The 22,965-nt window shown below is 69.4% G+C and carries 20 protein-coding genes; 10 read left to right on the top strand and 10 right to left on the bottom strand.

The genetic code is table 11. From position 1 onward, the window contains the following. Positions 1-27: 27 nt before the first annotated feature. The 3 genes from ppk1 to FZP69_RS18045 all read right to left on the bottom strand — a co-directional run bounded on the left by ppk1 (position 28) and on the right by FZP69_RS18045 (position 4,380). A complete protein-coding gene (gene ppk1, locus FZP69_RS18035) occupies positions 28-2,268 on the bottom strand; it encodes a polyphosphate kinase 1 (RefSeq protein WP_152042752.1) in 2,241 nt (746 codons plus the stop codon). A 172-nt stretch (positions 2,269-2,440) separates the two neighbouring features. Continuing rightward, a complete protein-coding gene (locus FZP69_RS18040) occupies positions 2,441-3,136 on the bottom strand; it encodes a metallophosphoesterase family protein (protein WP_152042753.1) in 696 nt (231 codons plus the stop codon). Positions 3,137-3,297: 161 nt separating this feature from the next. Continuing rightward, positions 3,298-4,380: a DUF2891 domain-containing protein gene (locus FZP69_RS18045; RefSeq protein ID WP_152042754.1), complete on the bottom strand. Its 1,083-nt coding sequence runs from the start codon at positions 4,378-4,380 to the stop codon at positions 3,298-3,300. A gap of 195 nt (positions 4,381-4,575) precedes the next feature. Between FZP69_RS18045 and map the strand changes: the two genes are divergently transcribed. Further along, positions 4,576-5,466, top strand: a complete 891-nt coding sequence (gene map / locus FZP69_RS18050) for a type II methionyl aminopeptidase (RefSeq protein ID WP_152042755.1) — start codon at positions 4,576-4,578, stop codon at positions 5,464-5,466. A 105-nt stretch (positions 5,467-5,571) separates the two neighbouring features. On the opposite strand, the gene FZP69_RS18055 is transcribed toward map, so the two are convergent. After that, complete coding sequence (locus FZP69_RS18055; RefSeq protein ID WP_152042756.1) at positions 5,572-5,772, bottom strand: DUF7835 family putative zinc beta-ribbon protein; 201 nt, start codon at positions 5,770-5,772, stop codon at positions 5,572-5,574. A 183-nt stretch (positions 5,773-5,955) separates the two neighbouring features. Here FZP69_RS18055 and FZP69_RS18060 point away from each other — a divergent pair, with 183 nt between their 5' ends. From FZP69_RS18060 to FZP69_RS18070, 3 genes are all read left to right on the top strand, one after another. Beyond that, positions 5,956-6,513, top strand: a complete 558-nt coding sequence (locus FZP69_RS18060) for an HIT family protein (protein WP_152042757.1) — start codon at positions 5,956-5,958, stop codon at positions 6,511-6,513. An 81-nt stretch (positions 6,514-6,594) separates the two neighbouring features. Then, positions 6,595-7,599 (top strand): cation diffusion facilitator family transporter, encoded by a 1,005-nt coding sequence (locus FZP69_RS18065; protein WP_152042758.1) that lies wholly within the window; start codon positions 6,595-6,597, stop codon positions 7,597-7,599. A 30-nt stretch (positions 7,600-7,629) separates the two neighbouring features. After that, positions 7,630-9,039 carry a carotenoid oxygenase family protein gene (locus FZP69_RS18070; protein WP_152042759.1) on the top strand — a complete coding sequence of 470 codons (1,410 nt, stop codon included), beginning with the start codon at positions 7,630-7,632 and terminating at the stop codon, positions 9,037-9,039. Between the two features lie 161 nt (positions 9,040-9,200). Here FZP69_RS18070 and FZP69_RS18075 read toward each other — a convergent pair whose 3' ends face one another. After that, a complete protein-coding gene (locus FZP69_RS18075) occupies positions 9,201-10,451 on the bottom strand; it encodes a tRNA (N(6)-L-threonylcarbamoyladenosine(37)-C(2))-methylthiotransferase (RefSeq protein ID WP_152042760.1) in 1,251 nt (416 codons plus the stop codon). Between the two features lie 259 nt (positions 10,452-10,710). Here FZP69_RS18075 and FZP69_RS18080 point away from each other — a divergent pair, with 259 nt between their 5' ends. Both FZP69_RS18080 and FZP69_RS18085 read left to right on the top strand, forming a co-directional pair. Next, positions 10,711-11,910, top strand: a complete 1,200-nt coding sequence (locus FZP69_RS18080; protein WP_192918642.1) for a PQQ-like beta-propeller repeat protein — start codon at positions 10,711-10,713, stop codon at positions 11,908-11,910. A 108-nt stretch (positions 11,911-12,018) separates the two neighbouring features. Next, positions 12,019-13,209: an outer membrane protein assembly factor BamB family protein gene (locus FZP69_RS18085; protein ID WP_152042762.1), complete on the top strand. Its 1,191-nt coding sequence runs from the start codon at positions 12,019-12,021 to the stop codon at positions 13,207-13,209. Between the two features lie 36 nt (positions 13,210-13,245). Here FZP69_RS18085 and deoC read toward each other — a convergent pair whose 3' ends face one another. After that, positions 13,246-13,884, bottom strand: coding sequence for a deoxyribose-phosphate aldolase (gene deoC / locus FZP69_RS18090; RefSeq protein WP_152042763.1), 639 nt, complete (start codon positions 13,882-13,884; stop codon positions 13,246-13,248). A 104-nt stretch (positions 13,885-13,988) separates the two neighbouring features. Next, positions 13,989-15,215: an outer membrane protein assembly factor BamB family protein gene (locus FZP69_RS18095; protein ID WP_152042764.1), complete on the bottom strand. Its 1,227-nt coding sequence runs from the start codon at positions 15,213-15,215 to the stop codon at positions 13,989-13,991. Positions 15,216-15,387: 172 nt separating this feature from the next. On the opposite strand from FZP69_RS18095, the gene FZP69_RS18100 reads away from it, so the two are divergent. After that, positions 15,388-16,212, top strand: a complete 825-nt coding sequence (locus FZP69_RS18100; protein ID WP_152043432.1) for a DUF63 family protein — start codon at positions 15,388-15,390, stop codon at positions 16,210-16,212. A gap of 408 nt (positions 16,213-16,620) precedes the next feature. On the opposite strand, the gene FZP69_RS18105 is transcribed toward FZP69_RS18100, so the two are convergent. Next, positions 16,621-18,129: a lipopolysaccharide biosynthesis protein gene (locus FZP69_RS18105; protein WP_204960062.1), complete on the bottom strand. Its 1,509-nt coding sequence runs from the start codon at positions 18,127-18,129 to the stop codon at positions 16,621-16,623. After that, a complete protein-coding gene (locus FZP69_RS18110; RefSeq protein WP_152042765.1) occupies positions 18,116-18,973 on the bottom strand; it encodes a hypothetical protein in 858 nt (285 codons plus the stop codon). The genes FZP69_RS18105 and FZP69_RS18110 overlap by 14 nt, the downstream gene beginning before the upstream one ends. 494 nt (positions 18,974-19,467) lie before the next feature. Here FZP69_RS18110 and FZP69_RS18115 point away from each other — a divergent pair, with 494 nt between their 5' ends. After that, complete coding sequence (locus tag FZP69_RS18115) at positions 19,468-20,331, top strand: carbohydrate kinase family protein (RefSeq protein WP_152042766.1); 864 nt, start codon at positions 19,468-19,470, stop codon at positions 20,329-20,331. Positions 20,332-20,347: 16 nt separating this feature from the next. Here the strand turns inward: FZP69_RS18115 and FZP69_RS18120 are convergent, their stop codons facing one another. After that, entirely contained in the window at positions 20,348-20,527 is a 180-nt protein-coding gene (locus FZP69_RS18120) for a hypothetical protein (RefSeq protein ID WP_152042767.1), read from the bottom strand. A gap of 167 nt (positions 20,528-20,694) precedes the next feature. On the opposite strand from FZP69_RS18120, the gene FZP69_RS18125 reads away from it, so the two are divergent. Both FZP69_RS18125 and FZP69_RS18130 read left to right on the top strand, forming a co-directional pair. Then, the gene (locus FZP69_RS18125) at positions 20,695-21,420 is read left to right on the top strand and encodes a nucleoside phosphorylase (protein ID WP_152042768.1); all 726 of its coding nucleotides are present in this window, start codon (positions 20,695-20,697) and stop codon (positions 21,418-21,420) included. 15 nt (positions 21,421-21,435) lie between these two features. After that, positions 21,436-22,809 carry an HPP family protein gene (locus tag FZP69_RS18130; RefSeq protein ID WP_152042769.1) on the top strand — a complete coding sequence of 458 codons (1,374 nt, stop codon included), beginning with the start codon at positions 21,436-21,438 and terminating at the stop codon, positions 22,807-22,809. Positions 22,810-22,965: the final 156 nt, after the last annotated feature.

Here is a 22,965-nt window from a genome sequence, read left to right on the forward strand (position 1 = left end):
GGCCCGCCGGCGAGCGAGTCAGGGCGGCTACTGCTCGTCGGTGTACACGCCGTCGAGATCGACGCTGGATTCGCGGAGCGCGTCGCCGGAGAGCGTCACGGTCCGCTCGGTCTCGGGAACCGACTCCGTCGCGCGCTGCATCAGCCGCTGGTGGGTGTTCCGGACGGGGTCGTCCCCCGGCCGGACCTGTTCGTAGCTGCCGTCGGCATGCATCACCCACCGTTTGCGGTTGTCCTCGCGCATGGCGTCGAGGACGTACTGGAGTTCCGTGCGGAGGTCGGGGTCCTCGACGGGCGTGACGGCCTCGACGCGGCGGTCGAGGTTGCGCGTCATCCAGTCGGCGCTCCCGATGTAGTAGTCGGGGTCGCCGTCGTTGTGGAAGTAGAAGATCCGCGAGTGTTCGAGGAACCGGCCGACGATCGACGAGACGTCGACCGTCTCGCTCACGCCGTCGAGACCGGGGCGGAGCCGGCAGATCCCCCGGACGAGGAGGTCGATGTCGACGCCGGCCATCGACGCACGGTACAGTTCGCGGACCATCTCGGGGTCCTCCAGCGAGTTCATCTTCACGACGATCTTCCCCTCGCGACCGTTCCGGGCGTGGTCGGCCTCCCGACGGACGAGTCGGACGAACTCGCTGCGCATGTTCTCCGGGGCGACCAGCAGTTTCCGGTAGGACTCGTGCAGCGAGTGGCCCGTGAAGAAGTTGAACAGTTTCACGAGGTCCTGGCCGACGTCGCGGTCGGCGGTGAGGAGGCCGAGATCGGTGTACGTCTTCGCCGTCTCGGAGTGGTAGTTGCCGGTCGCGACGTGCGAGTACAGCTGGACGCCGTCTCGCTCCTCGCGCACCACGAGCGCGGTCTTCGAGTGGGTCTTGAGTCCGATGGTGCCGTAGGCGACGTGGATGCCCTCCTCTTCGAGGCGTTTGACCCACCGGAGGTTGTTCTCCTCGTCGAACCGGGCCTTGAGTTCGACCATCACCGCGACCTGTTTGCCGTTCTTCGCCGCCTCGATGAGGCTCTCGATGACCTTCGAGTCGGACGCCGTCCGGTAGATCGCGGCCTTGATCGCGAGCACGTCCGGATCGGAGGCGGCGGCGTCGAGGAACGACTGGACCGTCGTCGTGAACGAGTGGTACGGGTGGTGGACGAGCACGTCGTCCTCCCGGATCGCGGCGAACAGTTCGTCGGGTTCCTCGGGATCGACGCCGAGAAAGCGCGGGTGTGCCTGGGGGGTCCACGGGGCGAGCTTGAGGTCGGGACGGTCGAGGTCGACGAGCGAGAACAGGGGGGCGAAGTCGAGCAGGCCGCCGAGTTCGAACACCTCGCGCTCGTCGACGTCGAGCTGTTCGACCAGGAGCTCGCGGACGCGATCGGGTGCGTCGGCGGAGATCTCGAGGCGGACGACGGTGGCGAAGCGGCGCTGGCGGAGCACGTCCTCGATCATGTCGATGAGCCCCTCCGCGACCTCCTCGTTCCGTCTCACCTCGGCGTTTCGCGTCACGCGGAACAGCGACGTGTCGAGCACCTCGACGTTCGGAAAGAGGAGGTCGAGGTTCGCCTCGACGACGTGTTCGAGCCGGATGTAGCGGTGGTCGGACGCGTCGTCGCCGACACGGACGAGCCGCGGTCGGTTCTGCGGGATCTTCACGCGGGAGAACTTGACGTCGCTCCCCTCGCCGTCACGCGTGAGCACCGCCAGCGAGAGCGAGAGGTTCGAGATGAACGGGAAGGGGTGGGCGGGATCGAACGTCAGCGGCGTCAGCGTCGGGAGCACCGACTGCTCGAAGTAGTCGCGGAGTGCCGACTGCTCCTCCGGGGAGAGGTCGTCCCAGCCGAGGATCTGGACGCCGGCGGCGTCGAGTGCCGAGGCGACGTCGGCGTAGCAGTCGATCTGGCGGCCGAAGAGGTCGCGCGCCGCCTCGAGGATCTCCGCCCACTGTTCGCGGGGCGTCCGTCCGTCGGGCGTCAGCTCCGTGACGCCGGCGTCCATCTGCTGTTTGAGCCCGCCGACCCGCTTCATGAAGAACTCGTCCATGTTGCGGGTGAAGATGGCGAGGAACTTCACGCGCTCCAGGAGGGGGTTTCGCTCGTCGATGGCCTCGTGGAGGACGCGCCGCTGGAAGGCGAGTTCGGAGAGTTCGCGGTTGAGATAGAGGGCGGGATCGTCGAGGTCGACCGAGTCGGGGTCGGCGACCGGGGGTGGCGTCGACGCGGGGAGTACCTCACTGGACGCCCCGCCGTCGTCGGACAGCTCTTCCTGCGACATCGTACGCGAGGTACGCCGCCCCGAAACTTGAGTTCACGGGGTCCGAGAGTCGCGAAGCCGCCTGGGGGACGCGAGAGGAAGCCGTGCAGCACGAACGCCGGGAGAGACGAGAACGAACGGCGGCGGGGTCACCGCACCCCGAACCGGTCGGGTCAAGCGAGGACGGACCGGGTCAGGCGAGGACGGGCATCCGCGGGGTGACGAACTTCGAGGCCGGGCGGTGCTGGACCGTGCGGTCGGTCTCCAGTTCGACGACCGTCTCGTCGTACCAGCTGTACGCCGTCAGCGACCCGCCGTAGACGCAGCCGGTGTCGAGGCCGACCGCGTGCTCGCGGAGGATCGGGTCGTCGATGGGCGTGTGGCCGAAGAACACGGTCTGTGGACCCTCGTGTTTCTCCCACCAGAACGGCCGCTCGTAGCCGCTCGACAGCGACCGCATCTCCAGCAGATCGTCGACGTCGTGGTCGGCGAACGACTTGCGCGGATCGACGCCGCCGTGGACGACCAGCGCGTCCTCGAAGGAGATGGCGACGGGGAGCGACCGGATCCACGCGAGGTCGTCGTGGGTGAGCTCGGGGAGTTCCTTGGTGCCCCGGAGGAGCTTCTCCTCGTTGTTGCCGCGGATGGTCACCATGTTGTCGTGCTCGCGGACGTAGTCGACGACGCCCTTGCTGTCGGGTCCCTTGCGGACGAGGTCGCCGACGAAGACGAACAGGTCGTCGCCGGAGGGGTCGATCCGGTCGACGAGCGTCCGGAGTTCGCGCAGGCAGCCGTGGACGTCCCCGACGACGTAGATGTCGTCCCACGCGCTGGCGTCGATACGGTGGTGCTGGGCCGCGACGCTGTGGTTGAACTGAGGAGCAGTCATGGGGTGCGGGTTCTGTGAGAGACGTGGACGGAGATCATCTAAAGGATTGCTAAGTCATCTATATAGACAACAAATGACACGGGGACGTCGTCGGTGTTCGACTATGAAGGTCCGTGGCAGCTGTTACGCGACCCGATCCGCGGCACCGACGGGAGTCGCGCTCAGCCCGGTGCGATCGCGCCGTCGTTCCGGGTGAGCAGGTACAGCACGAACGAGGAGAGCCAGTGCGCGCCGGCGTACGCGTCGGTGAACGCCTGCGAGAGGCCCTGCTCGGCGTGGCGTCCGGCGCTCCGGCTGAAGGGCTCGACGTACCGGTGTCCGTCGCTCTCGAGTGCGGACGCGATTCCCGCCAGACACCACGCTTTCGACAGGTTCAGCCCGACGAAGTGGAGGTCCGCGCCGCTGGGGGACGTCACCTCGACGGGGTCGAGGACGGTGTCCGAGGGCGGCGTCGTCACGTCGGGGAGGAAGCCGTCGAGCCAGGACGCGAACGCTCCGGGATCGAGGACGCGGCGCAGCAGGTCCGCCTCGACGAGCGACGTCGACAGGAAGTCCAGCCCCAGCGGCTCGTACGCGGCGGGCGCGTCCCGGTCGGCCTCGAACAGCGCCCGGGACTGTGCCGACGCGGCGGCCGCGAGCGAGTCGTTCCCGGTCACTCGCGCGTAGTCGAGGACGCAGCCCAGTGCGAACGCGGTGTTGTGGTGCGTGCCGACCCGGAAGGGACGGTCCTGCGAGAGGAAGTCGGTCTCGACGCGGCTCACCAGCGTCTCTTCCAGCGGGCGCAACACGGCCCGCCAGTCGGCCGCACGGTCGTCGTCCCAGAGGTGCAGTTCGGCGACCAGGCGGAGGAACCACCCCCAGCCGTACGGCCGCTCGAACGACCCGTGCTCCTCGAAGAACGCGACCTCCCGCTCGACGTTCTCGGGCGTGAGTCGGGCGTCGACGCTGTCGACGACGTCGGACGCGGCGGGATGGTCGTCGAAGAGCCGGAGCTGGCGGAGCAGACACCAGTGGCCGTGGACCGAAGAGTGCCAGTCGAAACAGCCGTAGAACACCGGATGTTGCTCGCTCGGCCGGGCGACCCCGTCCGGGGAGCGCACCGCGTGGACGTCGTGAGGGTACTCCGTGTCGACGCAGTCGAGCGGGTGGTGCGAGAGCGCCTTCAGTTGCTCGGAGCCGAGCCAGTCGCCGTGTCCCGACAGGACCGTTTCGGTGTCGACGGTCTCCCACGAGAACTCACTCATGTCCGGCCGCTACGCGGTCCCCCGGCTTCAATCGGTGGGTGGCGTGCGGTGGCTGCGCGGTAGTCGACGGGCGCACGGGGAGTGGACAGCGCCGGGTGCGTGGAGGGGACGACACCGCCCACTCCGCCGAGGCGGCGATCCACGACCGATCGACGCCCCGCAACCTCTTTCCGCTCCTCCACCAAACCCGAGGCCATGAGCATCGGACCCCTCGACGACGAGACGGTCGCAAAGTACCGGGAGGCGGGCGAGATCCTCCGGACGGTGATGGACGAGACGCGCGAGATGGTCGAGCCGGGCGTGACCCACCTCGAGGTCGCCGAACACGCCGAGGCGCGCATCCACGAACTCGCCGACGGCTGTGCCTTCCCGGCGAACATCTCGATCAACGAGGAGGCGTCGCACGCGACGCCCGCCCGCGACGACGAGACGGTGTTCGGCGAGGATCTCGTCTGTCTCGATCTGGGGGTCCACGTCGACGGCTACATCGCCGACGCCGCCGTCACCGTCGACCTCGCCGGCGAGGATCAACTGGTCGAAGCCGCCGAGCAGGCGCTCGACGCCGCGCTCGACGAGATCGGGCCGGGCGTCGAGACCGGCGTGGTGGGGGGGGCCATCGAGGACGTCATCCGGGGGTACGGCTTCACGCCAGTGTTGAACCTCTCGGGCCACGGCGTCGCCCAGTACGACGCCCACACGGGCCCGAACATCCCCAACCGGGGGACGGACAGGGGCGTCGAACTGGCGGTCGGCGACGTCGTCGCCGTCGAACCGTTCGCCACCGACGGCCGCGGCAAGGTGGGCGAGGGCTCGAAAGAAGAGATCTACAGCCTCGAACGCGAGCGCTCCGTCCGCAACCGACAGGCGCGCGAGGTGCTCGAACACGTCACGGAGAACTACCGGACGCTCCCGTTCGCGGCGCGGTGGATCGACAGCCCGCGGGCGGAGATGGCCATCTCCCGGCTGTCGAGACAGGGCGTCCTCCACGGCTACCCCGTGCTGAAGGAGGAGGACGGTCGCATGGTGAGCCAGGCGGAACACACGGTCATCGTGACGGAGGACGGCTGCGAGATCACGACGGCGTGACCGGGCCGCGTCCTCGCCGGTCGAGGTGACTCCGGATACGTGCACTGGTGTGACTCCGGGCACGTCGGTCCCCGTCCATCGATAAAAGTGAACGCCCGTACCGGATCAGGCGTCGTTCATCCGCCGCGCGGAGGTCACGCCACAGTCGAGGCAGGTGGCCACGCGATACGGCTCGCGCGAGTACTCCGCGTTCTCCGGCTTCGAACTCTCCGTCCGAAGCTCGACCTGCACCTGGTGGAGCGTCTCACGGCCGCACTCCTCACAGGGTTCGGTCATTCCGTCTGTGTCTGATGGTCGCGTCGCCATCGGACAGCGCTAAGGATTCATTCATCATTAATGTGCTTCTCCAGACACGTGTTTGAACAGCGTACCCAACTGGTTGGGTATTGTCCGCAGCAACCCCTCGCAGTCTGTCGGTTTGATCGACCACGAAATCGGCCTCGAGACCGGGACGAACAGGACTAAGCGGCCGCCGCGACTCCCGTCCACATGGACCAGCTCTTCGCCCCCTGGCGCATCCAGTGGGTCGAGCGCGACGGTGACGACGGATCGGGCTGTCCGTTCTGTACCCTCCCCGAGCGGGACGACGACGCCGACGCACGGATCGTCGCTCGTTCGGCGCACGCGTTCGTCCTGTTCAACAACTACCCGTACAACCCCGGCCACGTGATGGTCATCCCGTACCGACACACGGGCGAGTACGGCGCGCTGTCGGACGCGGAACTCCTCGACCACGCGCGGCTGAAAGCGCGCACGTTCGACGCGCTGGAGGCGGCGCTCGGTCCCGACGCGTTCAACGCGGGGCTGAACCTCGGCGGGCCCGCCGGAGGCTCCATCGAGGACCACCTCCACACGCACGTGGTCCCGCGGTGGAACGGTGACACGAACTTCATGCCCGTCGTCTCGGAGACGAAGGTGATCGTCGAGGCGGTCGCCGAGACGTACGAGCGGGTCCACGAGACCTTCGCGGCACAGCCGGGGGCGACCGTCACGGACACCGGCGCGGTCCGGTTCGCGTTCGACGCCGACACCGGAAACGACGGCTAACGCCGGGGCCGACGACTTCGAACCGCACTGGCCGACGTGCCGGGCGAAGCGACTTTGACCCCGACAGTCCAAGCTGTGGTGATGGACCGGTCGGACGCGGTGCGGCGCGTCGGCGCCGTCATCCTCGCGGTGAACCTCGCGCTCGTCGTCGCGAAAGGTGGGGTGTGGTACCTCACCGGCAGCCTCGCCGTCGGCTCCGAGACCATCAACAGCCTCGCGGACGTCGTCTACAGCGTCGTCATCCTCGCGGGGCTGTACCTCACCACACAGCCACCGGACTTCGAGCACCCCCACGGCCACGAACGCATCGAGCCGTTCGTCTCGCTCGTGATCGCGCTCGGCGTCTTCGCCGCCGGCCTCGCCGTGCTCTGGCAGGCCGCGTCGTCGCTGCTGACGGGCGAATACGGCGGTCTCGCCGGGACGCTCGGCCTGGCCGTCCTCGGCGCGAGCGCCCTCGTGAAGTTCGGGCTCTACCGGTACTGCCTCCGGATGAGCGACCGCCACCACTCGCCCGCACTGGAAGCGACCGCGCTCGACAACCGCAACGACATCCTCACCGCGGGTGCGGCGCTCGTCGGCGTGTTCGGGGCGACGGTCGGCTACCCACTGCTCGACCCGCTCGCTGCGGGCGTCGTCTCGTTCGGCATCCTCTACACCGGCTACGAGATCGTCCGCGACAACCTCAACTACCTCGTCGGGGCGGCCCCACCCGAGGACCTCCGTGTCGAGATCCTCCGCCGAGCGTTCGACCACCCGGACGTGAGGGGCGCACACGACGTCGTCGCCCACTACGTCGGCCCCGAGATCGACGTCAGCCTCCACATCGAGGTCGAGGGCGAGATGACGCTCCTCGAAGCGCACGACATCGAGACGGCGGTCATCGAGTCGATCCGCGATCTCCCGCAGGTCGACGACGTCTTCGTTCACGTCGACCCGAAGGAGCTCGGCGAGTGGAAGGACGACGAGACGACCGCCCCGTTCGGCCGACGGTTGATCGACGACGAGGAACGACCCGACGCCGACGAGACCCGGCCCGACGCCGACGGGAACTCGGTGGTGCCTGACGGCGGCCGTCGCGGCCAGTAGCGCTTTGGCTCGGGGCTCCCCGGAGACGGTATGCACCCGTGGTTCCGGACGCTCACCGAGGAGGTACGCGACTCCTCGCTGACGATAGAGGGATCGGTCCCCGCGTGGCTCGACGGCACGCTCGTCCGCAACGGACCGGCCCACTTCGACACCGCCACCGGACGGGTCTCACACTGGTTCGACGGGCTCGCCATGCTCCGACGGTTCGCGTTCGACGACGGGGCGGTCGGTTACACGAACCGGTTCCTCCGGACGGCGGCGTACCGCTCTCGCGTCGACGGCGACGTCGTGGCGACGGAGTTCGGAACCGGCCTGACCTCGCTCGTGCGTCGCCTCGTCGCGACCGTCCTGTCCACCGCGACGGACAACGCGAACGTGACGGTCGCGCGACTCGGCGGCCGGTACGTCGCGCTCACTGAGACGCCCCGGATGGCCGTCTTCGACCCGGAGACGCTCCTCACGTTCGGGGAGCGGAGGTTCGACGATGACGTGCCCGGCCAGTGGACCGCAGCACACGTCGAACGCGACCGGGAGCGGGGAGAAGTGATCGGCCACACAGTCCGGTTCGGCCGGGAGTCGTCGTACCACGTCTACCGGCTGCGCGACGGCACGCGAACGAGAACGGAGATCGCACGCATCCCGGTCGACGAGCCGGCGTACGTCCACAGCGTCGGCCTCACCGACCGGTACGTCGTCCTCCCCGAGGTGCCGTTCACGGCCGATCCACGCCGGTTCCTCCGGCCCGGAGTCGAGGCGTTCGTCGACGCCTTCCGCTGGGACGAGTCGCGTCCGACCCAGTTCCACGTCGTCGACCGCGACGACGGCTCGGTACGCACCGTCGACGCCCCGCCGTTCTTCTTCTTCCACACGGTGAACGCGTTCGAGCCGGCGGACCGTGACGGGGTCGTCGTCGACCTCGTCGCGTTCGAAGACGCGTCGATCGTCGACGCGCTCGCATTCGACCGGGTCGAGCGGGGCGTCCGGGAGGCCACGGGCGACCTCCGGCGGTACTGGATCCCGCTCGACGGTGACGGCCCGGCGACGGGTCGGCCGATCGCGGAGCACGTCGCGCTCCCGCGGATCGACCCGGTCGACCGCCGACGACCGTACCGCCACGCGTACGCCCAGCGAACCGGCGACGTCGACACGACCGGGCTAGTGCGGATCGACGTCACCGACGGCACGGAGACGGTGTGGCGCGAGCGCGGCTGTTTCGCCGGTGAACCCGTGTTCGTCCCTCGGAATCAGCAGAGTGAGGCCGGACGCGACAGCGTCGTGCGTGACGGGAGTGACGATGGGGTCGTCCTCGCCGTCGTCCTCGACCGCGACGCGGAGCGGTCGTTCCTGCTCGTCCTCGACGGGTCGACGTTCGAGGAACGGGCCCATGCGTGGCTCCCCCACGCGCTGCCGCTCGGCTTTCACGGCGAGTACTTCGAGTGAGCCGACGTGAATCGCCGCGGCGTCGTCCCCTGTCACGTCTGGCAGTGTCGGGGACAGATCACGAGGACGGAGGCGGCTCGCACGAGGACGGGAGCAACGCTCACGAGGACGGAGGCGGCGACCGCTGGGAGGAACACCGGTTCGACAGTTGGCACCGGGACTCAGACCGGCTCGCCGAACGCGTACATCGTCTGGTGGCCCGTGACGCGGACCTCGCAGAAGTCGCCCGGTTCGAGCCCGTACTCCGACGCGTTCTGGACGATTATCTGGCGGTAGGCCTCGTCGCGACACTTCACCGAGTCGCCCGTCCCCGGCTCGACGACGAGCACCTCGTGGGTCGTCCCGACCATCGCCTCGTAGGCCTCGCCGACGACCGTCCGCTTCAGCTCGGACATCTCCTTCGAGCGCTCCTTCTTTAGCGTGCCCCCGAGGCCCTTCATCTCGGCGGCGTCGGTGCCGGGCCGCTTCGAGAAGCGCGTGACGTTGATCTTCTCGGGCCGGGTCTCGCGGAGGAGTGCCAGCGACTGCCGGTGGTCGGCGTCCGTCTCGGTGGGGAAGCCGACGATGAAGTCCGTCGAGAGCGTCCAGTAGTCCAGAAGAGAGTCGAACGTTTCGCACACCTCGACGTACTCGGACACCTGATGCTGGCGGCGCATGTCGCCGAGGACCGAGTCGGAGCCGGACTGGACGGGCGCGTGGAGGAAGTTGTAGAGCTTCTCGTTGGCGTCGAACACCTGGGCGAGCTCCTCGCGGATGCCGTGGACACCCTTCGGGTTGGCCATCCCGACCCGGACCCTGAAGTCGCCGTCGATGTCACAGATGCGGTCCAGCAGCGTGTGGAGCTGTCGTTCGCCCCGGTCCCAGCCGTAGACGCCGGTGTCCTGCCCCGTAATGCGGAGTTCCTTCGCCCCAGCGTGGACGAGCGCGCGGGCCTTCTCGACGTTCTCCTCGATCGGGGGAGAGTCGATCTTGCCCGTGGCCTGCTTCGTGATGCAGTACGAGCAGTCGCTCATACAGCCGCGGGCGATGGGGAGGATGCCAACCACGCCGTCGAGAACGGGCTCGACGCCCGGACCGGGGGTTGGACACTCGCCGTTCGTCACCGCCGGGGGGACGTCGTCCCAGTGGAGGATCTGCGCGTCGACGTCCTCCTCGCGGAAGAGGTCGCCCTGGGCGAGCGCCATACAGCCCGTGACGACCAGATCCGCCGTCTCCTGCTCCAGTTCCTTGGCCCGGCGGAGCATGTTCCGCTCCGTCTTCTCCACCACGGTACAGGTGTTCATGATGGCGACGTCGGCCGCCGCCGGGGAGTCGACGCGGTAGTGCCCCGCGTCGCGGAGTGCCGACTCGATCTGTCGGCTCTCCCCGCGGTTGGACGTACAGCCGTACGTCTCGATGTGGTACCGGGCCATGCCTCCTCCGAGAGTTGCCGACGGGCGGGCAAAAGCACGACGGTCTGTGCCGGTTCGCGGTGGCCGATCGAACCTGCTGACGGCCAGCACGCTCCCGCACGCGACGCGGTGTGCTGGCACCAGTCGAGCGCGGATGCGCTCCGTGCCGCGTCGCGGCCGTCGTCAGATCACGGGTCGTCTGGCGCGGCCTCCTATATGAATGTCGGGGGGCAACCGGGAGAAGAGATTTGTCGCTCGCCCCGGGAGTGGCGAGACGACGATGCCCTCCTCGACGAGACGACGGTTTCTCGCCGCCTGCAGCGTCGCCGCGCTGAGCACCACGGCGGGCTGTTCCGGTGCCGACGGCAGCCGCAACGCGGCGTCTCCCACGGACGCCGCCGGCGACAGAACCGACTGGCCGACCGCCGGTCACGACCGCGCGAACACGAACGCCGTCCCCGGTGCGCCGTCGGTCCGCGGCGTCACCCGGATGCACCGGTTCGACAGCGGCCTCAACGCCACACAGCCGATCGTCTCGGACGGGACGCTGTACCACGTCACCGACGCGCTCCGAGCGATCGACGTCGAGAGCGGCGAGGAACGGTGGGCCCTCTCCCCCGAGGAGGGGCAGGGGAACTTCTGGGCCGCTCCCTCCGTCGACGGCGACGCCGTCTACCTGGCGAACGGACACCAGCGGGTCCACGCGATCGACGCGGCGAGCGGCGAGAAGCGGTGGACCACCGAACTGGACGTCGGGGCGCGCTGCTCGCCGACGCTCGACCGCGACGGCGAGGCACTGTTCGTCGGCGGCGAGGGCCACGTGAGTCGCCTCGACACCGAGACGGGCGAAGTGGCGTGGACGCACGAACTGTTCGGACAGGTCCAGGAGACGCTCGCTGTCGACCGGCAGGTCGCGTACGCCGTCACGGAGGGCGGCGAACTGTACGCGCTCGACGAGTACGGCGACGGGTACTGGCGGGTCGACCTCCCGGCGAAGTGTCAGACACCGCCAACGGTGGTTCGAGACACCGTGTACGTGGGGACGTTCGACGGCTTTGTACACGCGGTCGACACCGCGCGGGCGAACCTCGCGTGGTCGACCGAGGTCGGCGGCTTCGTCAAGGGCGGCATCGCCGTCGCCGAGGACGTGGTGTACGCCGACGGCGGGCGGGAGCTCCACGCGATGGACCGCGACACCGGAGAGCACAGGTGGTCGTTCGACGTCGGAACGACCGGCGATCACACGCCCGTCGTCGCCGGCGACACCGTCTACACGACGGGCGACCGGCTGTACGCGCTGAAGCCCGGTGGCGGGGTGTCGAACGGGACGATCAGGCAGGATGCGGTACGGTTCACCCACGAGACGGGGGGCTACGCGGGACCGATGAGCGTCGCCGACGGACGGCTGTTCGTCACCGCGCGGCTCGGCGACGAGGAGGGGGACGTGACGACCGCACTGCTGGTACTCGAACCGTCGTGAGTGACGGCGAACCGGAGACGAGCGGATGGATGAGGGTCCGACGAGCAGGGGGACGACAGCCACCCGGGAGGACAAGACACTCACCCGACGACGCGGACGTGTGAGCCGATGAACAGGCGACGGTTTCTCGCAGTCACCGGAACGGCAGTCGCGGCCGGCGTCGCCGGCTGCGGCGGTCGATCTCGCTCGGCCGACCCGGACGCGGCCCGGTCGAGGAACACGGCGATGTGGCCCTCAGCCGCGAAGGACGCCGCCAACACCCGGTACGCGCCGGGATCGTCGACACCCACGAGTCGGTCGGTCGACTGGCAGGTACCCGTCGGGAGCGTCGAACGGTTCCCGCCGATCGTCACCGACGACGGCGTGTTCGTCCTCTCGCGGCGGGAACTCCGCGGCTTCGACCACGACGGGACGGAGCGGTGGACGGTCGCGATCGACGCGGACGAGTTCGTTCGCGGCGCGCCGACGTCACAGCCCCGCGGGAACTGGGTGGCGCTCGGTGACAGCACAGGACGACTCCGGCTGTTCGACGCCGGGGACGGCACCGTCGTCTTCGACCGGGCGTTCACGTCGGCGCTCGGCACGGCCGTCGTCGCCCCCGCACGGACCCGCGAACTGTATGTCGCGACGGCACGGGGACGACTCCACGCGTTCAGACGGACGCCCGACGGCTGGACCGAGCGATGGACTCACGACGCCTTCGGCGACGTCGACGTCGCCCCGGCCGTCGGCGAACGGGTCGTCGTCGCCACGACGGCCGGCGTGGAGGCGCTCGACGACGGCGGCGCGGGCCGGTGGCGGCAGGACCTCCCCGAGCCGGCCGTCACCCGGCCCACGCTCGTCGACGGCGTGGTCCTTGTCGGGACGCGTGGGCACCGGCTCCACGCGTTCGACGTCGAGACGGGCGAGCGGCTGTGGTGGCGGACGATCGTCAAGGACGCCCACGCGGGCGAGTCGATCGAGGGGATCGCGGCGACGCCCGAGCGGGTGTACGTCACCGACTCGCGGGCGTGCCACGCGCTCGGGCTCGCCGACGGCGGGCGCCTGTGGCGACACCACGACTGGGAGCACTCGTTCGGCCCGCCGGTCGCCGTCGACGACGCGGTCCTCGTCGCCACCGACGACGGGCTATTCGCCTTCGGTCCGGACGGCGGGCCGGGGTTCGGAAGCGTCCGCCCCGATCCGGTCCAGTGGCGGTTCACGCCCGAGGGGTCGCCCCGGGCGCTGGCCGTCACCGACGAACGAACGTACCTGACGGTCGCGCGACGCGACGGCGACGTGCTCCTCGCCCTCGGCTGAACTCGTCCGGGTCGACCGGTTCGTCCGAGGCCGCGGTCACTCCTCGGGGAACCCCTCGACGATGGCGACTCCCGACGAGGCACCGATGCGGTCGGCCCCCGCGTCGAGCATCGCCCGCGCCTCCTCGTAGCTGCCGACCCCGCCGCTGGCCTTGACGGGAAGGTACTCGGCCATGAGTTCGACGTCCTCGACCGTGGCGCCGCCGTCGGCGAAGCCGGTCGAGGTCTTGACGAAGTCGGCGTCGGCGTCGCTCGCGAGTTTGCAGGCGCGGTGTTTCTCCTCCCGGTCGAGGAGCGCGGTCTCGATGATCACCTTGACCGGGATCGGGACCGCGGCGACGATCTCGGTGAGTTCGTCGCGAACCGCGCCGTCCTCGCCCGCGTGGAGCCGGCCGACGTTGAGGACGACGTCGAGTTCGTCGGCCCCGTCGCGCCACGCCGTGGCCGCCTCCTCGCGCTTGGCGATCGTCGCGTGCTGACCGTGGGGGAAGCCGACGACCGTCGCGAGGGTGAGGTCGGGTGCCTGCTCGCGCGCCTCGGGGACGTAGCAGGGCGGGATACAGGCGTTCATGCCGTACGCCACTGCCTCGTCGACGACGCGCTCGGCGTCCGACGGAAGCGTCTCGGGGCCGAGGACAGTGTGATCGATGTGGGCGGCGAACTCCGCTCGGTCCATGCGTCGAGAGACGCGAACCGGCGGTAAAAGCGCGGGGGTCGGCTCTCCGGTTGGTGGCGGTGGGTCTCGGGGGCCGGTCGTGACGACGCTCCTCACCCCACGACTCAGGCGGGCACCAGCCGGTACAGCAGTCCGACGCGCCGGTCAGTCGCTCGCTCGGCGTAGTAGACGGCGTCGTCGGTGACGAACGCGGCACTCGTCGCGTGGCCTCGGCCGGTGACGTGCCACGTCTCCTCGCCCGAGGACGCGTCGACCGCGTACAGGCGGGCGTCGTACGAACCGACGAGTACGTGGTCGCGGGTCGCCGTCACGGAGCCGATGAGCCAGCCGTCGGTGTCGAACCGCCACTGTTCCGCGCCCGAATCGGCGTCGAGCGCGTACAGCCGGGAGTCGTGGCTGCCGACGTACACCTGCCCGTTGGCGACCGCGGGGCCGGACATCACGTCGGCGTCGGCCTCGAACGACCAGACCTCGCTCCCGTCTTCGAGCGAGAGCGCGTACACCCGGTGGTCCCACGAGCCGAAGACCGCGAGACCGTCGTGGATCGCGATCGGTCCCTTGATCGCCCCGCCCGTCTCGAACGTCCACGCGCGCTCCAGGTCGGGGAACGACCAGGCGTAGCAGACGCCGTCGTTCGCGCCGACCACGAGTCGGCCGGCGTCGCGGTCGAGCGCGAGCGTCGAGTGGGGGTGGTCCGTCGGCCAGCCGTCGAGCCAGCGGACGGCACCCGAGGCGGTGTCGACCGCGGCGACGCTCCCGCTCGGCTCGGCGTACTCGACGGCGATGTAGCAGACGCCGTTGAGGTAGACGGGACTGGAGCCGATGGCGTCGCCGATGTCGGTTCGCCACGCGCGCCGGCCGGTCGCGAGGTCGAACGCGTACATCGCGCCGTCGTACGCGCCGACGTACACCTGGCCGTTGGCCACTGCGGGCGTACCGTGGATCCCTCGCGTCGTCGGTTCGACGGCGGCGCGCCAGCGGACCTCGCCATCCGGAGAGACCCGCCGGAGTTCGCCGGTGTCGCCGGCGACGACCACGTCGCCACCGACGGCGACCGGCGTCGACTTCGCGGCGGTGTGCGTCCCGCGGTTCACCGGGAGCGTCCAGTCGACCCGCACCCGGGAGGGAACCGTCGCGTCGACGAAGCCGCGGTTCCGGAGGCCGCCACGGAACTGCACGGTCGCAGTGTCGGCGAGCGGCGTTGGCGCGAGCGGATCGAACGACGCCGCGTCGAGCGCGCGCGGGGCCGCCGCGCAGCCGGCGAGACCGCCAGCGAGACCCGCGGTGAGACCGCAGCCGACCCGCCGGAGCCACTGTCTTCGCGTGGGCATCTGCACGTCCGTCGCCGTGGCGGGCCAATAAATCCCACCCTGGACGACCCACACTACCCCCGGCGCAGTCCCCGAGCCGGCACCGGTCCCGGGCGCGTCCGACCGATCGCGACGGTCGCGGGAGAGAGAGCGTAAGTGGTTTACTCCGCGGCACGCTCGACTGCGCATGACGATCCTGCTGCTGCCGGAGGGGTTCGCCCTCCCGCCGGCGCCCTACCTCGTCGCCCTCCTCCTCGGCGTCGCGGTCGTCGGGATCGGCGCGCGTCGACGTGATCTCGCGGTCGACGAGCGACACATCCTCGCGTTCGTCCCGTGGATGCTCGCCGGGGCGAGCACCCACGCGCTGTACGTCGTCGACGCCCTGCCATCCATGCTCAGACCGCTCGGCGGCACGCCCGCGGTGTACGCGACGGTCGCCGTCGTCGCGGGGCTGGTGTGGCTCGCCGCCGACGCGACGTTCGCGGACGACACCGGCAAGCGGACGGCCCGCGCGCTCGGCGTCGCGGGGCTCGTGGCGTTCCTCCCGGCGTGTGGGGCTGGTGTCGCCGTCGGCCTCTCGCGGGGGACGTTCGCCCCCGTCTGGCCCGCGATCGCGCTCGTCGTGAGCCTCGCGGTCGGCGCGGCGACGTGGGTCGTCCTCCGCCGCACCGTCCCCCGGGTGGAGGCCGCCGGCGTGGTCGGCGCGCTGGCCGTCGTCGCCCACGCGCTCGACGGCGTCTCCACCGCCGTCGGCGTCGACGTCCTCGGGTTCGGCGAACGCACGCCGCTCTCCCGCGTCATCATCGAGACCGCGGCGGGACTCCCCACGGCCGAGGTGATCGGTGCCGGCTGGCTGTTCGTCGTCGTCAAACTCGCGGTCGCGAGCGTCGTCGTCGTCCTGCTGGCCGACCTCGTCGAGGAGGACCCGCGCGAGGGGGCGTTGCTCCTGGGGTTCGTCGCCGCCGTGGGGCTGGGGCCGGGCGCGCACAACCTGTTGCTGTTCGCGATCGCCGGCTGACCCGCAGAGCGGGCCGTTCCGTCCGTCAGGTGGCGACTGACGCGACGGAGGGTGAGCGTCTGACCACGACAGGATCCCACGGCTGGTACGCCGACAGCCGACGGCAGTCGGGCCGAAGATTGGTTCCTGGGGTCTGGAGGCGTGCTCGTCACCAGGACGCGTCTGCGCGACGTCGGCGAAGACGCCGGACGGTCGAGTGTCGGACAGTGGTCCGGCAGAGACGCTGACGACGGCTCGATGGGATTGGGTGACGTCTCGGATCGATCGCCGTCGGATCGAAGGGATCCGGGAGGATGCACGCTATCCGTGCGACCACGACTGTCTCGTCCAGTGGACGGTGGAACTCAGGTACAGACAGTAGTGACAAAGCCGTCGGCCCGTTCCCGATCGAGAGCCACTCGTGGCGTCTCAGCGAGCCCGGTCGCGGACGATTCGAAACAGGCGAGCGAGCCCGATCCCGAACCGTCGTTCCAGTCCCAGCAGGACGACCGCGTACGCCAGGCCACCGACGAGGATCAAGACGAGAAGTTCGGCAAAGAGCGGGATCCCATCGATCCGCTCACGGAGACCGTACACCACGGCACCCATGACGAGACTCCCGAGGGCCGGATACGAGAGCGTGCGACCGAAGGTCGCCATCCGACCCTCGACGCTCCTGACTGCGATGTAGCTCGCGATCGGAGCCACGACGACGGTGTGCCCGAGGACGACGAGCGCGACCCCCGACACCCCGAACGCCTGCGACGCCGGATAGATGAACGGGACGATGAGTGCCAGTTTCAACACCCTGATCTTCGTATCGAGATCCGGCCGGCCGATCGCGCGGAACAGCGGCACCGTCGCAGACCGGAACGACCGAAGCGCCGCGTACACCCCGAACAGCTGCATCGGGATGATCATCGCGAGCCAGGCCGAGCCGAGAACGGCCCGAACGAAGACCGGAGCGACGACCACGATACCGACCGAGGCGGGAAACGACAGGAGGGTGATAACCCCCACTGTCGTGAAATATCCCTGTCGGAGCAACGCGACGTCGTCCTGGATCTTGGAGTACGCCGGGAACAGAACCCGCTGAATCGGATGGGTGATCTCCGTCGCTGGCGCGTTCGAGAGCTGGTAGGAGAGCTGGTAGATCCCGAGCGACGTCGACCCGAGCGCCCACCCGACGAAGGCGTCGTCACCCTGGTTGATCAGAAAACTCAGACCCTCAGAACCGAAAATCCACTTGCCATAACCGAACAACTCGGCTGCGGCTGAGCGATCGAACCGGAGTCCCGGCCGGTAAGAGTGGACGAGGTACGAGACCACCACCGACGCGAGCTTGGACGCGAGAACGGCGAACACCAGAGCCCACACGGAGCGAGTCGCGTAGCCGACGCCCAGCCCGACGAGTACGAAGACGAACCGACTGGAGAGTTTGTACGCGACGTCCCGGCGGAATTCGAGGTCCTTCACGAAGTAGACGACGCCCGGATTCCGGAGTCCACTCATGACCGGTGAGAGCGCGAACACCCGGACGATGTCGGTCACTCGGGGTTCACCGAAGACTGAGCTCACGAGCGGCGCGGACAGATAGAGGAGGGCGCCGAGTGCCAGTCCACGGGCCAGTTCGACGGTCCAGACTGTGTCGAGATATGCGTCGACGTCGTCGTCCCGGTGCTGGATCAGCGCAGAGTCGAAGCCGAGGGAGGTGAGTCGCTCCAGAGCGGTCTGCATCAACAATGCGATGCCGAAGAGTCCGAACGCCGAGGGACCGATGAGCTGGGCGATGACGAGGACCGTCGTCAGCTGGAGGGCCCGGTCGACCAGGTTGTTGATCGTGACCCAGACGCCGCCCGTGACCGTTCGGTCGGCCGTATCCCCACCCGGACGGAGGAGTCTTCTGAGTGTCTGCAGGAGCCTCCTACCACGGCTCATCGAGCGGCTCCCCTACCGACGAGTCGGCGTCGGACTGATCCCCGGCGTCGAGACCACTCTCGGTGTAGGGTATCCACCGATCGTGAGCGATCCACTCGGGGTGTCTGACCACGACGGCGACAGGCACCCGATCGAGGCCCAGAATCTTGGCCATCGAGAGCCGGTGACGACCGGTCACGAAAAGCAGTTCCCCGGTCCGGGAGACGTCGACCAGGATTTCGTTCTCCATCACCTCTCGGAAGCGCATCAGGCGACCCTCCCGCGCGTTCAGTTCCCGCATCGAGAGACAGCCCTGGTCGCGCATGTTCCGGTAGAGCCGATCCAGTTTGTGGCAGTACTGATAGATGCCTTCGGCCGTCGCGAAACCCTGCCAGACCTCCGTCTCGGTCGATCGAACCCGACCGACGAGTTCCGTCACGAAGTCGATGTCCTCCCAGGGGACACCGTCGACGAAGTGATCGGTCAGCCCCCTGTAGAGCCGCGTCTCGGAGAACCGCTCCGCGAGGTACAGCGAGATGTTCGATCCTCGATAAGAGGGATGGATTGGGGGATAGTCGCGCTGGTCCCAGTCACCGTCCATCACCGCTCCGAAGTCCGCCCACCGGGATTTCCACACGGGGAACTCTCGCCCTGTGAATCGGGTGATCCGGTCCGGGTCGACGAAGAACAGTCTGAACGGGTCGATTGGTGGATCAACGTGCCCCGGTGAGAGATGGCGGCGACTCTGGTGAACCGAGGGAGCGATGCGCCAGTACCACTGGCCGAGACGCGTGTTCAACACGAGTCGACGGAACGCCGTCACTCCAGCGGCGTGGAAGTCGGAGAGCCGGGGAACGGTTCCCACTAGCGACATTCTCGGGCGGCGGCGCTCGACTGAACCGTGTTGGAGGGGGGTAGTGTCGTCGGATACGATTTCCGTCCAGATGGGTCACGGACTCGTGCCATCGGCGTCCCTACCCTGAGAGAGGTATATATTCTCACCGTGAATAAATACGGGAATAGAGGATCATAAAGATGTCTGATACTCACGTATGACTCTGTTATCGAACACGTGCGCTCGAGTGTCGCATTGGTGGATCCGTGTTCGAGTTTCGGCTCACGAGCACGAGCGTTCGTCCCGAAGACGGGAGGTATGTGAGTCGCGCCCGTCGTGGCACGTCGACCGAGGGAACCGGCTCTCCGGCGTGGTCGATGACGGAAGGGGAACGGGTCCCGACACGGGACGAACGCGGAGCCGGACGAGGACGCTTGGACTCGTCCGGAACGAGTGACTGGCACCCGTTGCTCCCATCCAGGCGACACAGGAGTTTTCACGACCGACGATGAGGGATACGAGAGATGCCGCGCGTCATCTGTGCGGGCCACGTCAACTGGGACGTGACGCTCCACGTCGACGACCTGCCCGCCCCCGACGGGGAGGCGCGGGTCCGCGAGCGGCGGGCCGCCACGGGGGGAAGCGCCGCGAACGTCGCGTGCGGACTCGTGGGGCTCGACGTCGACGCCGGCCTGATCGGGAGCGTCGGCGGCGACACCAACGGCACGGAGGCGCGCCACGAACTCGCCGCGGCCGGCGTCGACACGACCCACGTCCGGACGGTCGCGGACGGCACGACGGCGGTCAAGTACATCGCGGTCGACGACCGCGGCGAGGTGATGGTGTTCGGCGCGGCGGGCGCGAACGAGGCGTTCGACGCCGACGCCCTGCCCGCGTCGGCGTTCGCGTCGGCGGACCACCTCCACCTCACTGGCCAGTCGCCGACGACCGCGGCCCGCCTCGCCGAACGGGCACGGGAAGCGGGGCTGTCGGTGAGCGTCGACCCCGGTCGGCGGGTCGACGGGCGCGACTTCGCGCCGGTGCTCGCGCTCGCCGACGTCGTCTTCCTGAACGACCGCGAGGCGCGGTCGGTCAGCTGCGATCTCGACGGGGTAATCGTCCGGAAACGCGGGAGCGCCGGGGCCGAGGCCACCGACGGCGACGACCGACACACCCACCGGGGGTTCGCCGCCGAGGCCGTCGACACGACGGGCGCGGGCGACGCGTTCGCCGCCGGCTTCCTCGCCGCGCGGCTCGACGGCGCGGGAGACGACGAGGCGCTCGTCGTGGCGAACGCCTGCGGCGCGCTCGCCTCCGAGACGCGTGGGGCGCGGGTCGACCTGTCGTGGGCGGCGGTCGAGACGATGCGTGCCCGCGGGCTCGACTGACCATCCGCACCGCCGGTCACCGTCCGATGACGGCGAGGCCGCCGGCGGCGACGAGGATCGCGACGAACAGTCCCGTCCCGAGCGCGAAGGCGAGGTCGAGGCCGGCGATGAACGCGGCGAGTGCGACGACGAGCCCGACGAGGATCCCCCCGCCGAACAGCCGATCGACGGAGAGTCCACCACTGTCAGAGGCCATAGTCGGTCTCCGGCCGCCGCCGACAAGAGTCGTCCGGCCGATCCCGGCCCGTGAACGATCACGCGCCGGATCCGTGCGTCCGCATCTCGACCCGCGCGTGCTCGCCGGACTCGTGCGTGCTCGCCGGACCCGCGCGTTTTTTCACCCTCCGCCCCGCGACGCGGGGTATGGGGAAACAACCGCACCTCCTGGTCGAGGAGGGCGACGTCGCCGACCTCGCGCTCGTGCCGGGCGATCCCGGTCGCGTCGAGCGCATCGCCGGCCACTGCGACGACGTCGAACACGTCGCGAGCAACCGCGAGTACACCGTCGTCAACGCCACCTACGAGGGTCGTGAGCTGACGATCTGCTCGACGGGCATCGGCTGTCCCTCCGCCGCGATCGCGGTCGAGGAGCTGTCGCGCGTCGGCTGCGAGACGTTCGTCCGCGTCGGCACGACGGGCGCGCTCCAGCAGGGGATCGAGATCGGCGACATGATCGTCGCGACCGGGGCGGCGAAGTTCGAGGGGACCTCCAGACGGTACGAGGGCGTCGAGTTCCCCGCCGTCCCCGACTTCGCGGTGCTCCGGGCGCTCGTCGACAGCGCCGAGTCGCGGGGCGAGGACGTCCACGTGGGGCCCATCGTCTCCGACGACGCCTACTACGCCGAGAGCGGGAGCTTCGTCGACGACTGCGAGGCCGCGGGGATCCTCTCGGTCGAGATGGAGGCCGCCACCCTGTTCACGCTCGCTCGCCGGAAGGGGCTTCGGGCGGGCGCGATCTGCACGGTCGACGGCAACCTCGTCGAGGGGACGCAGAAGGGGGCCGACTCCGAGGCGGAGCTCCCGGAGAAGGCGAAGAACAACGTCGAGCGTGCCATCGGGATCACGCTCGACGCCGTCGTCGACCTGTAGTCTCGCCCACCGACCGTGGACCGCGAGACGCTCGTCGCCCGGATCGTCGCCGTCGGCCGCCGACTCCGGCGGATCGAGCGCCGCGAACTCGGCGAGTTCCGCCGCTGGATCGAGAACACGAACAACCTCATCCACCTCTCGGCGCTGCTTTTCGTCCCGCTCCTGATCGGCGTCGTGACGCTGCTGACCAACGCGCTGGTCGAACTCTCCTTCCTCCTGTTTCCACCCCTGGCGTCGGGGACGTACACGCTGTTCGCCGACCCCGAGGGGAGGTACGCCTCGCCCGTCCGGTTCGTCGTCGGCCTCACGGTCGGCGCACTGAGCGGGTGGGCTGCGCTCGCGGCGTCGGTCGCGCTGTACGGGCCGGCGGGGGGCGCAGTGGGCGTCCACCCCGAGAGCGCCGCGCTCTCGATCCTCCTCACGGGCGGACTCACCTGGGCGCTCGACGTCGAGGAGCCGTCGGCGTTCGCCACGGCGCTGCTCGTCCTCGTCACCGAGCGGGCGACGCCGCAGGCGTACGTCCTCTCGGTCGCGGTCTGTAGCACGCTGGTCGCCGCCGTCTTCTACCTCTGGCGCGAGCGCTTCTACGAACGGCGGGCGCGGTACCTCTACAGCACCGTCGCCGCGGACGACCGCGTGCTGGTGCCGATGCGGGGCCCCGACTGGGTCTCGGAGACGACCGCGGCGTTCGGCTCGCGGCTCGCCGCGGCGCACGAGGCGGGGAAGGTCGTCCTGCTGGGCCTCGTCGACCCGGACGACGCGGCGGCCGCGAACACGACCAGAGAACACCTCGAACGGGTCGCCGGCGAGGTCACCGCGTCGGGTGTCGCCTGCGAGGTCGTCGTGAAGGAGGGGGATCCGGTCACGGCGACGCTCCGGGCCGTGGCCGACGCGGGCTGTGACCTCGTCGTCACCCCGTACGAGGCCGACGACGGCGCACTCACGGAGTACGTCCGCGGCGTCTTCGGCGGCCCGTACGACGCCATCGCGCTCCGCCCGGTCGACGAGAGACGCGACTGGCGTCGGGTCCTGGTGATGGTCGCCCGCCCGGGGGATTCTGCGCACGCGATGATCGACTTCGCGTCGCGACTCGCCGGCGACGGCGGCGACGTGAGCGTCTGCACCTGCATCGGTCGGGAGGTCGAGCGCCGGCCGGCCGAGACGCGGCTGGCGAACCTCGTCGAGACGGTCGACCACCCCGTCGAAACCCGCGTCGCCCGCTCGGAACTGACGAGGTATCTCGCGGCGAACGCAGCCGCGTACGACCTCGTCGTCGTCGGCTCCAGCGGCGACCGCTCTGCCGCCTCCCGGTTCGTCTCACCACCGACGTTCGAACGGCTCGGCGAACTCGACGCCGACGTCGCCGTCTTCGACCGGGGAGAGCCCTGAAGCGAGTTGCGCCGTCGAACGTCTCCGTGGGTGAGATGAACCGTGTGCCGAACGGAGAGGGCGTATCCGTCGGTCGACCGTGTTCGGCTGCGCACGTCGAGGCAGCAGACCCCGAGGCGGCAGACCCGAGCCGGTCTGTACCGACGGTCGGCGGAC

The sequence above is a fragment of the Salinigranum salinum genome, from assembly GCF_009176545.1.
In the GTDB taxonomy this organism is placed as follows: Archaea; Halobacteriota; Halobacteria; order Halobacteriales; family Haloferacaceae; genus Salinigranum; species Salinigranum salinum.